Source organism: Mesorhizobium sp. M1365 (assembly GCF_040317865.1).
Lineage (GTDB): Bacteria > Pseudomonadota > Alphaproteobacteria > Rhizobiales > Rhizobiaceae > Mesorhizobium.
Map to the genome: position 1 here is coordinate 86,340 of NZ_JAMYLG010000019.1, position 10,554 is coordinate 96,893.

11 protein-coding genes are annotated in these 10,554 nt (G+C 63.3%); 7 read left to right on the forward strand and 4 right to left on the reverse strand.

Going from position 1 to position 10,554, the window contains the following annotated elements; translation table 11 throughout:
• Window positions 1-69 precede the first annotated feature (69 nt).
• From NKH04_RS20485 to NKH04_RS20495, 3 genes are all read right to left on the reverse strand, one after another.
• A complete protein-coding gene (locus tag NKH04_RS20485; RefSeq protein WP_352472189.1) occupies window positions 70-603 on the reverse strand; it encodes an SRPBCC family protein in 534 nt (177 codons plus the stop codon).
• A complete protein-coding gene (locus tag NKH04_RS20490) occupies window positions 600-989 on the reverse strand; it encodes an ArsR/SmtB family transcription factor (RefSeq protein ID WP_352472205.1) in 390 nt (129 codons plus the stop codon). Before NKH04_RS20490 ends, NKH04_RS20485 begins: the two co-directional genes overlap by 4 nt.
• Window positions 990-1,131: 142 nt before the next feature.
• A complete protein-coding gene (locus tag NKH04_RS20495; RefSeq protein ID WP_352472190.1) occupies window positions 1,132-1,767 on the reverse strand; it encodes an ankyrin repeat domain-containing protein in 636 nt (211 codons plus the stop codon).
• 229 nt (window positions 1,768-1,996) lie between these two features.
• Here NKH04_RS20495 and NKH04_RS20500 point away from each other — a divergent pair, with 229 nt between their 5' ends.
• Complete coding sequence (locus NKH04_RS20500) at window positions 1,997-2,851, forward strand: aldo/keto reductase (RefSeq protein ID WP_352451452.1); 855 nt, start codon at window positions 1,997-1,999, stop codon at window positions 2,849-2,851.
• 230 nt (window positions 2,852-3,081) lie between these two features.
• Here the strand turns inward: NKH04_RS20500 and NKH04_RS20505 are convergent, their stop codons facing one another.
• A complete protein-coding gene (locus tag NKH04_RS20505) occupies window positions 3,082-3,387 on the reverse strand; it encodes a hypothetical protein (RefSeq protein ID WP_023677305.1) in 306 nt (101 codons plus the stop codon).
• Between the two features lie 236 nt (window positions 3,388-3,623).
• Between NKH04_RS20505 and NKH04_RS20510 the strand changes: the two genes are divergently transcribed.
• From NKH04_RS20510 to NKH04_RS20535, 6 genes are all read left to right on the forward strand, one after another.
• Window positions 3,624-4,916, forward strand: coding sequence for an Nramp family divalent metal transporter (locus NKH04_RS20510; protein WP_352472192.1), 1,293 nt, complete (start codon window positions 3,624-3,626; stop codon window positions 4,914-4,916).
• Between the two features lie 732 nt (window positions 4,917-5,648).
• Window positions 5,649-6,206 (forward strand): FMN reductase, encoded by a 558-nt coding sequence (gene msuE / locus NKH04_RS20515; RefSeq protein WP_023677302.1) that lies wholly within the window; start codon window positions 5,649-5,651, stop codon window positions 6,204-6,206.
• A 52-nt stretch (window positions 6,207-6,258) separates the two neighbouring features.
• Window positions 6,259-7,623 carry an LLM class flavin-dependent oxidoreductase gene (locus NKH04_RS20520; protein ID WP_352472194.1) on the forward strand — a complete coding sequence of 455 codons (1,365 nt, stop codon included), beginning with the start codon at window positions 6,259-6,261 and terminating at the stop codon, window positions 7,621-7,623.
• 40 nt (window positions 7,624-7,663) lie between these two features.
• Window positions 7,664-8,512 carry an ABC transporter permease gene (locus NKH04_RS20525; protein WP_352472196.1) on the forward strand — a complete coding sequence of 283 codons (849 nt, stop codon included), beginning with the start codon at window positions 7,664-7,666 and terminating at the stop codon, window positions 8,510-8,512.
• Between the two features lie 58 nt (window positions 8,513-8,570).
• Entirely contained in the window at window positions 8,571-9,569 is a 999-nt protein-coding gene (locus NKH04_RS20530) for an ABC transporter substrate-binding protein (RefSeq protein ID WP_352472197.1), read from the forward strand.
• 37 nt (window positions 9,570-9,606) lie between these two features.
• Window positions 9,607-10,368: an ABC transporter ATP-binding protein gene (locus NKH04_RS20535; protein ID WP_352472198.1), complete on the forward strand. Its 762-nt coding sequence runs from the start codon at window positions 9,607-9,609 to the stop codon at window positions 10,366-10,368.
• The last annotated feature ends 186 nt before the right edge of the window (window positions 10,369-10,554 follow it).

Genomic DNA, 10,554 nt, shown 5'->3' on the forward strand with positions numbered 1-10,554 from the left:
ACGTTTCATCGGTTCAGCGTTGCTTCGTGTTGCTGGCGGCGACCTCAGGGATGGCCGCCGCGAGTTACATCAGGCCGGCAGGCGGCGGTCGTATTCTTCCCGCAGGCGGCTCCAGCCGTCCCAGAACGAGGTCGGCGTCTTGCCCGCCAGGCGGGCGGCCAGCAGGTCGAGGTGTATGTGCCAGCCGGCCGTGATGTTGAGCTGGATTGCACGTTCCGGCAGGCGGCGATGAACGACGGTGAGCAGCACATCGTTACCCTTCGCCTCCAGCAAGAAGGAGACGCCGCCGGTGTTTCCCCAGGTGATGGAAAGCTTGCGCGGCGGATCGAGTTCGGTGATCCGGCCCTCCATCCGATGCTCTTCGGGAAAGCCCGCTGGTCGCTGGCCAGGCGGGTCCGTCAGCTCGTCGTTACGCCAGACCAATTCGAACGAGCTGCCGGCCTTCATTTCCATCTGGCCCGCGGCCATCCATTGCCGGCGCAAGTCACTCTCGGTGAGATAGGCCCAGACGCGCTCGATGGGGCCGGGCAAGAGGCGCTGAATGGTGAACGTGGCGGGCTCGCTCAGCTCGCCATAGGCGTCGATGGTTCTCATCTGGTTCATTGCTCGTCTCCTTCTTCTGAGTTGGGCGATTTCCTGGGCTCTTCCTGGGCTTTGCGTGCGTCCTCTTCGCGAAGAAGGCGTTCGAGAACATCGAGACGACCGGTCCAGAAGCGCTCGTAGAAGCTGAGCCACTGATGGGCGCTGGCCAGCGGTCCAGGGGCTAGTCGGCACAGATGCGTTCGGCCCCTCACCTCTCGACGAATAAGCCCTGCGTTCTCCAGCGCCTTGATGTGCTTGGAGGCCGCCGCGAGCGACATCGCGAAGGGTTCCGCCAGCTGGCTTACCGTTTTCTCGCCATCGGCGAGATCGCGAAGCATGTGCCGCCGGGTGGCGTCGCCAAGGGCGTGAAAAACCGCGTCCATCTTGGGTGTCTCTAATTCAACCATGTAGTTGAATATAGACGCACGCTTTGAGATAGTCAACCATTTGGTTGAATAATTTATGCGAAGCGTCGCGGGACCGTTTGCGCCATCGAGCTTGTCGTGACGGGAGATGCGGACGCGCCCCGCGACAGTAAGGGCGAGGCCCTTATTTGCCGTCGAAGAAACGGTGGATCGCGGCTTCCAGCTTTTCGATAAGCTGAGGGTTGTGGCAGCTGCCAGCCCAGATCAGGGCGTTTAGCCTCATCTCTTTGTTGATAAAGCTCACTTTCCCAGAATCCAGCAGGTATTCCGCGATCTCGTAGTGCCGCCCCTTGATAGCCTCGATGAGCGCGTTGTTTCTGCCCGTCTTGTCGGTCAGATTTACTTCCGCGCCATTCTCCACGAGCAACTTGACGACTTCGAGATGCCCGTTCTTCGCCGCCTCGATAAGAGCCGTTCTGCCGTAGTAGTCAGCTCGCGCGTTGATCTCTATTTGGGGGTGTCTCACGAGGACTGCGATACACGCGTAATGTCCCTTGGCCGACGCAAGGCTCAAGGGCGTGCTCTTCCACTTGTTTCTGGCATTCACGTCGATTTCCGGGTCTTCGATCAGCGCCTCCACCACAGCTGTGCGGCCATTGAGGGCTGAAAGGTGAAGTGCAGACCAGCCGCCGTCGTCCGACTGATTGATGTCGGCGCCAGCCGCCAATTCCGATCGAACCGCCTCCGCATCGCCTTGTTCTGCCGCGACCAGCAGGGGCGACCAGTCTCTTGCCCCTTCGGCTTCCAAGCTGTTGGTCAACGCAGTCGCCTCCTCGGATCGTCCACAGAATACCACAGAATCCGCGATAGTGGGGTCGTCCTGTATAGAGTTCCCTGGAGTCCGTGGGTCGCAGAGAGCTGTCGGCCCGAAGCGGAGGATCAGCGCTTCACGTCCGTCTCCTCACATTCTCCTGAGATCGACTGGCTTTGGCGGCCATTCAGACTAGATAGAGCCTGCGCCGGGCGGAACGATGCAGAAGGACCTGAACATGCCTGAACAGATTACCCTGAATAGACCTGAACAAATCAGATTGAACGACGGCTCCGCCATTCCGCAAATCGGCCTCGGCGTGTGGCAGGTCGATCCAGCCATCACCGCCAAGGTGGTGCGCTGGGGAATCGAGGCCGGCTACAGGCTGATCGACACCGCCGAAGGCTATCAGAACGAGGAAGGTGTCGGGCAGGCGATCCGCTCGGCCGGCGTGCCGAGAAGCGAGTTGTTCATCACCTCGAAACTGCGCAACGGCGCGCATCAGCGCGACGCCGCCTTGCGCGCCTTCGACGAGACGATGAGCAAGCTCGGCATCGAACAGATCGACCTGTTCCTGATCCACTGGCCGGTGCCCAGCCAGGACAGATATGTCGAGGCCTGGAAGACGCTGATCGAACTCAGGCAATCAGGCCGGATCAAGTCGATCGGCGTTTCGAACTTCAACCAGGACCACCTCGAACGGATCATCGGCGAGACCGGCGTCACGCCGACCGTCAACCAGATCGAGCTCCACCCCCGCTTCCAGCAGCGTGACAAACGTGAATTCCACGACAGGCACAACATCCGCATCGAGAGCTGGAGCCCACTGGGCAGCGGCCGGCTGTTGAGCGATCCGACGCTTGAAAGCATCGCCAGGAAACACGGCAAGTCGGTGGCGCAGACGATCGTCAGGTGGCACCTTCAGGAAGGGCTGATCGTCATTCCAAAGTCGATCCACCAGGACCGCATCGCCGCCAATTTCGATGTCTTCGATTTCGAGTTGGAAGCGAAGGACCTCGAGCTTATCCGGGGCATGGATTCGCCCGACGGCCGCACCGGCCCGAACCCCGCCACGGCCGCATTCCTGTTCTAACGAGGCGGGCCAACCGGGACGTTGGCATTCCTTCACACCCCCCTCTGTCCTGCCGGACATCTCCCCTTCAAGGGGGAGATCGGCAGCTTCAATAGCCGCGCCCTTCTTGCAGCGTCGGAGATTAGCGAAGGCCGCGATGAGGGCCAATCTCCCTCCTTGAGGGGGAGATGGCCGGCAGGCCAGAGGGGGGCGCTGTCCCGCCAGCGATCAAAACTACCCTTCCCGCTCGCTCATATCCCGGAGCCATCCACCAGCGGCACATCTTCGCCCTCCCAGGGGCTAGGCATCGATCCCTTGCTGAGATTGGCCGACGGCAGCGGCATCCAGCACTTCAGTTCGGGTTCGGCATATTCGACGATGCGTCCTGGAGACGAGTCGGAGGCGCGCCAGCCTTCGCTGCCGAACTGATCGGCGCGGGCCCAGTAAGCCATGTCGACCTCGGCCGGACCCTGTTCGGACGGCCGAACCGTGACAAGGATTCTGCTGCCGTCCCTTGGCGCGCTCGACATGTGGCGCCACTGACCGGGCTCGTCCATTGCATTTCCTCCTGCGATCTTCGCCTCGAACGGATAGTCGCTTCGCGTTCGGAAGCGGTCAACCCGAACTTTTTTGCCTGAGACAAAACCCCTGTCCCGTCGTCGCGGAACAAGTCATGGCACGCCGGGTTTGGGCAAGTTGTTGAAGGAAGCAAAATGAGACCAGCGCCGCGACCGATCCTTACCATTATTGCATGGCAGGCCGCGTCTTTCGTTCGCAACCCGGTCCCGTCGCAATGAGGCAGGCCGGTTCCGATCATTCCATCCCACCGAAGGAGGGCAAAGGCGGCATAGGACGAGCGCTCGGCCTCGGACTGATAACAGGGGCGGCCGACGACGATTGTTCCGCAATAGGCACCTATGCCAGTGCCGGCGCCCGTTTCGGACCCGACCTGCTCTGGACGGCTCCGGTGACGTTGCCGATGATGTACGCGGTCGTCTACCTGTCGTCGAAGCTCGGCCAGGTGTCGGGGCGCGGATTGTTCCACGTCATCAAGGACTTCTACCCGCGGTGGCTGCTCTGGTCGGTGCTGTTGGGTGTGCTCGTCGGCAACACCATCGAGGCAGCGGCAGATCTTGGTGGAATGGCGGCGGCGATCAACATATTCGTGCCGCTTCCCATTCCGCTGATCGTGCTGTTCGTCGCCGCCCTCATCTTCGCCCTCCAGGTCTTCGGCTCCTATACTTTGATTCGCAACATCTTTCGCTGGCTGGCGTTGGCGCTGCTCGCCTATGTCGGTGCCGCCATTCTGGCCAAACCGAACGCCGCGGCGGTGCTGCGCGGGACGTTGCTCCCCAGGATCGAATTCAATCGCGAGTTCCTGTCGATCCTGGTCGCCATCATCGGCACGACGCTGTCCGCCTATCTCTATACGTGGCAGTCCAATGAGGAGGTGGAGGAGGAGATTGCCCAGGGGCGCACAACGCTCAGCCAAAGGAAGGGCGCTACCGACAGCGAACTCCGCCGCTCGCGCCGGGACATCCTCATCGGCATGATGTTTTCAAATCTCATCATGTATTTCATCATCCTGTCGACGGGGGCGACGCTCTACAAGGCGGGGCATCACGATATCGACACGGCCGCGCAAGCGGCGGAGGCGCTGCGGCCGCTCGCCGGCCAGGCCGCAAGCGTTCTGTTCGCCGCAGGTGTGATCGGCGTCGGTTTCCTAGCGGTTCCTGTCATGACCACCGGCGCTGCCTATGACGTGGCACAAGCCATCGGCTGGAAAAACAGCCTGCACGCCCGGGCTCGAGAGGCGCCCAAATTTTACCTCGCCATCGGATTTTTTACGGCGATCGCCGCTGGCCTGAACTTTCTCGGCTTCAATCCGATGAAGGCGCTGGTCTGGTCCGGCATCGTTCAAGGCTTCTCGACACCGCCCTTGCTGCTGCTCATCATGCTGATGACGAACAGCCGCAGGATCATGGGCGATCAGGTTAACAGCCGCAGCACCAACATACTCGGCTGGGCAACGACCGTCGCCATCTTCTCGGCGACGATCGGCCTGGTGGCAACCTGGTTCATGTAAATCCGGCAGGACAAGGGACGCCGCCAGTTGGACTACCCGTTCCCGCTTGCGGATTGCCCCAGCTTTGCCGGCCTTGGAAACTCCACAACATCTCCCACCGGCCGCTTGTATTGCGCTGCGACAATTGCATCGATCAGGAGATCCAGAGCCGCACGAGCCGTGCGGCTCGTCTCGTCCTCGCCGCTCAAATAGTGGCAGGCTCGTTCAAGGTGCAGGTGTGCGGCGGCAAAGTCGCTTGTCATAGGCATCTCCCTGTTGCCCGCCCGCCGGCAAGATGACCGCCTCGATTTAGCTAAAAGCAAATATCCACAGCCGGATTTGAATCAAATTGGCCTGACTCACTGCGTGCCGCGGAGCCACTCCAGCGCCGTGGCCTGTGCCTCGCTTGCATCCTCCCCGAGGACCGCTAGGCCGTCGAGGATCGTGGTATCGGGACATAGTTCCTCGACGTCGCGCCGGGAGCGTCCGAGGGCGACTTGCCTTATATGTCCGGCCGGCTTCATGCGCTCTGTCCGACGCGCTGCGCCATCGCGGCTGAAGGCGCTGTGGCGGGTTTTCAGCGCGCTGCGGCGCATTGAATGAACCAATTGTGGGCGATGTGCCGCAAACTCCGTTCGCGCAATGCGCTACTTTTGAAATTTTCTCACTCTCTTAATTCTACAAACTCTCTAGATTTAACATAGATCGCTAGACCCAAGATCTTAAAATAGAGCGCTTGAGAGGGAGCCAGGAATGTCGAAAAAGCTCGTGGTGGGGCTGTCGGGCAATTTGACCCGGCCCTCGAAGACCAAGGCGTTCGTCAGCCACATTGTCGGGCAGGCCGCCGAAAGCATCGGCGCGGCCTCGGCCGTCTTCGATATCGAGGATCTCGGCGCTTCCCTGCCGCAGGCAAGGCGCCTCGGCGACCTCGACCCGGCGGCGCGCAACATTGTCGAACGGCTGCTGGGCGCCGACATCCTGGTGGCCGGCTCGCCGACTTTCAAAGGCAGCTATACCGGGCTTTTCAAGCATTTCTTCGACCTGCTCGATCCGTCGTCGCTGAGGGGCAAGCCCGTCATTCTCGCCGCGACCGGCGGCGGCGAGCGCCATTCGCTGATCGTCGAGCACCAGTTGCGGCCGCTGTTCGGCTTCTTCGAGGCGCTGACCGTGCCGACCGCGATCTACGCCTCCGACAAGGATTTTGCCAATGGCGTGCTGGTGTCGGAAGCCATCCACGCCCGCGCCCGGCAGGCGGTCGCCGAGGCATGCCGTGTAACCGGGGTGCCCTACGGCGTCGGCCTTGCCGCCTGAACGCACCACTGACCCGAGATCCCCTCTCCGATCCGTCCAGGAGCACGCCGCGATGACCAGATCCACCAAATCCAGGCAAATCAAACTGGGCGCTTTCCTGCCCGGCGGCGGACAGCATATCGCCGCCTGGCGCCACCCCGAGGCGCCGGCCGACGGCGCCACCAATTTCGAGTTCCACAAGCAGCTCGCCCTGACCGCCGAGCGCGGCCTGTTCGATGCCTATTTCCTCGCCGACAATCTGACGGTCGGGCTCGGCGCCCGCGAAGGCGGCAATGCCAAGATCGCCGGCTTCGAGCCAGTGACGCTGTTTGCAGCGCTGGCGCCGCTCACCACGCATCTCGGCTTCATCGCTACCGCCTCGACCACCTACGAGGAGCCCTACACGCTCGCCCGCAAATTCGCCTCGCTCGATCATCTGTCGAATGGCCGCGCCGGCTGGAACGTCGTCACCTCGGCCGGCGACGAAACCGCGCGCAACTTCAATCGCGAGACGCAGCCTGCCCACGCCGAGCGCTATGCCCGCGCGCATGAGCACGTCGAGACGGTCAAGGCCCTGTGGGACAGCTGGGAGGACGATGCCTTCATCCGCGACAAGAAATCGGGGCGCTTCTACGACAAGGACAAGCTCCACGACATCGACCACAAGGGAGCGCATTTCAGCGTGAAAGGGCCGCTCAACGTGCCGCGCCCGGTGCAGGGGCACCCGGTCGTGGTGCAGGCGGGGCAATCGGAAGACGGTCGCAAGCTCGCCGCCCACTCGGCGGAAGTCATCTTCACCGCCCATCAGAACCTGGCGTCGGCGCAGGAATTCTATCGCGATATCAAGGCGCGCGTGGCGGCCGTCGGCCGCGATCCCGAGCAGGTGCTGATCATGCCGGGCGTGGCACCCTTCGTCGGCCGCACCGAAGAAGAAGCGCGCGCCAAGTACCAGCAGCTGAACGATCTCATCCTGCCCGAAGACGGCGTCGCCCTGCTCAACGGGCTGGCCGGCCAGACGCTCGACATCACCGGCTATCCGCTCGATGGACCGCTGCCGCCGAGCAAGGAGACCGAAGGCATGAAGAGCCGCCAGGCGCTGATCCGCCAGATTGCCGACGAGCACAACTTCACCATCCGACAGCTTTACCAATGGGTGGCAACGGCCCGCGGCCATTATACCGTCATCGGCAGCGCCACGCAGGTCGCCGATCAGCTGGAGGAATGGTTCGGCAACGAAGCCGCCGACGGCTTCAACATCCTGCCGCCCTGGCTGCCCGGCGGGCTCGACGACTTCGTCGAGCTGGTGATCCCCGAACTGCAGCGCCGCGGCCTGTTCCGCACCGCCTATGAAGGCAGGACCCTGCGCGAGAACCTCGGCCTCAGGCGGCCGGAAAACCCCTGGACCGCCGCCCGCTCGGCGGTGCTGGCCGCCGAATAATCCCGAGAAGCCCGATATTTTCCAAGCAGGAGGCAACACGATGACCTTGCAGCACATCGAACAGGCCGCCAGCCTCGGCACGCCTGACAGCACGACAAGCCTCGGCACGGATTTCCTGCGCCTCGGTGGCCGGGCGGGCATCCGCTTCCTGTCGCGCTACGGCGTCCTCATCGCTTTCCTCGCAATCTGGCAAGTGTCGAGCAGCGCGGGCTGGGTCAACGCGGCCGTGCTGCCGCCGATCGACATGATTGTCGCGGCACTTTGGAAGGGGCTGGTCGGCGGCACTCTGCTCGGCGACATCGCCATCAGCCTGCAGCGCGCCGGTCTCGCTTTCGCGGCCGCCGTGCTGGTCGCCATCCCACTTGGCCTGTTCATGGGTCAGGTGCGCACGGTCGAAACCGCGCTCGATCCCATCCTGCAGGTTTTCCGCCAGACCTCGGCGCTGGCGCTCTATCCCGTATTTATCCTGCTGCTTGGGCTCGGCGAGGCCTCCAAGGTGTTCGTCATCTTCTGGGCGACGCTGTTCCCGTTGCTGCTCAACACCATCGGCGGCGTCAAGCAGGTCGATCCGAAACTGCTGGAGATGGCCCGCGTCTATGGTGCCAGGCAGCTCACCGTCTTCCGCCGCGTCGTGCTGCCCGGCGCCGTGCCGTCGATCTTCGTCGGACTGAGGCTCAGCGCCACCACGGCGCTGCTGCTGTTGATCGCTTCCGAAATGATCGGCGCAAACAAGGGCATCGGCTTCCAGGTGATGAACGCGCAATACAATTTCCAGATCCCGCTGATGTTTGCGGCAATCGTCATCCTCGCCGGCCTCGGCCTGATTGCAAACCAGGCGCTGGTCAGCCTGCAGCGCCGGCTCTGCCGCTGGAGCAATGCCGTCGACTGACCACCCGCCCTTACCAATCTCAACCAGGCCAGAACTCAAATCAGGAAAGACCCGGACCATGAAAATCTCCCGCCGTTCCCTGCTTGCCGGCGCGCCCTTCGCCGCCGGCCTTCTCGCCGCGGGCCTGCCGCGCTTCGCCTTTGCCGAAGCGGAACCAGTGAAGTTCCGCTCCCTCGCCAGCCGTGGCAGCATCTCTCCGCATGAGCTGGCCGGCGAGCTCGGCTATTTCAAAGGCCTCGGTATCGAGGTCGAGAATGTCGGCTATTCCGGCGGCGGCCCGGAATCATTGTTTGCGCTGGCCTCCGGCAGCGTCGATATCGGCTCGGCTGCAACCGCAGCCGTGATCAACTCGATCTCCGGCGGCAACGACTTCGTCGCCGCCTATCCGAGCAACGGCATCAATAGCAAGGTGCGTAGCGTCTTCTACGTGCTGGACGACAGCCCGATCAAATCGATCGCCGACATCGCCGGCAAGACCATCGCCGTCAACACGCTCGGCGCCCATCTCGACTACACCGTGCGCGAGGCGCTGCACAGCGTCGGCCTGCCGCCGGATGCTGCCAATCTCGTCGTCGTGCCCGGACCGCAGCTCGAACAGACCTTGCGCTCCCGTCAGGTCGACATCGCGGCGCTCGGCTACTGGCAGGCGACGTTTGCCGGCGCCCTCGTGGACAACGGCGGCGTGCGTGGCGTGTTCAACGACACCGACGTGCTGGGCGAGCTGGCCGGCGGCTTCGTCGTGCTCAGGCGCGACTTCATCGCCGCGCATCCGGACGCCGCCCGCAACTTCGTCGAACAATCGGCGCGCGCCTCCGACTGGTCGCTGCAGAACCCCGACGAAGCGCGCAAGGTGCTCGCCACAATCCTCGACAAGCGCGGCGAAAACGGCGAACTGGCGCGTTACTGGACCGGCTTCGGCCTGCGCCAGGGGGCCAAGGCGACGGACCGCGACATCGACTTCTGGGTCAGCGTGCTCGAGCGCGACGGCCGCCTGCCAAAGGGCAAGCTGAAGGCAACAGACATCCTCTACCGGCCGGGCGAAACCAAGACCAACTGACAAAGGCAACCGACCAACCAGTTGGGAGACGCGCGCGATGAGCAGCACAAGCGGCGGTCAGGTCAGCATACGCGACCTGTCCAAATCGTTCAGCATCAGTGGGCGCTCGCTCGCCGTTCTGAGGACCCTCAATCTCGACATCCGCTCGGGCGAATGCCTTGTCATCGTCGGCGCCAGCGGATCGGGCAAGACCACGCTGCTGCGCATCCTTGCCGGGCTGGAGGCCGCCGACAGCGGCGGCGTCGCCATCGACGGCAAGCCGGTGCACGGCGTCGGTGCCGAACGTGCGGTGATCTTCCAGGAACCGCGCCTGCTGCCCTGGTTGACCGTGCTCGGCAATGTCGCCTTCGGTCTCGAAGTGCGCGGCGTGCCAAAGGCCGAGGCCGAGGAACGGGCGCGCTTCTATATCGCGCTCGTCGGCCTCGCCGAATTCAGCGATGCCTTTCCCCGGCAGCTGTCGGGCGGCATGGCGCAGCGCGTCGGCATCGCCCGCGCCTTGACCGTGCAGCCCGAAATCCTGCTGCTCGACGAGCCGCTGGGCGCGCTCGATGCGATGACCAAGATCGGCATGCAGGAGGAACTGGCGCGCATCTGGAGCGAGGAGAACGTCACCATGGTGATGGTGACGCACGACCTCGAGGAAGCAATCTACCTCGCCGACCGGGTGCTGATCCTGCCCAAGGAGAAAGGCGGCGCGGCGCGGCTGATCGACATCGACCTGCCCCGCCCGCGCGAGCGCAGCGAAAGCCGCTTCGTGCGCTACCGCGAGGAATTGCTGCGCGAATTCGGCCTGCACTGAAAGCCGCCTAAGGAGCCTTGGGTCCTCGCCCCGCAAAGCGGGAGAGGTGTATCGGCGCAGCCGAGACGGAGAGAGGGGTCCTCCTTTAATTGGCCTGGCCCCACCCGCTTACTTGTACCCGATACAACACCCCCGCATTTGAGTTAACGAGACGCGAATGAGCGCCGGCTGGAAGCGCTCGAGGGT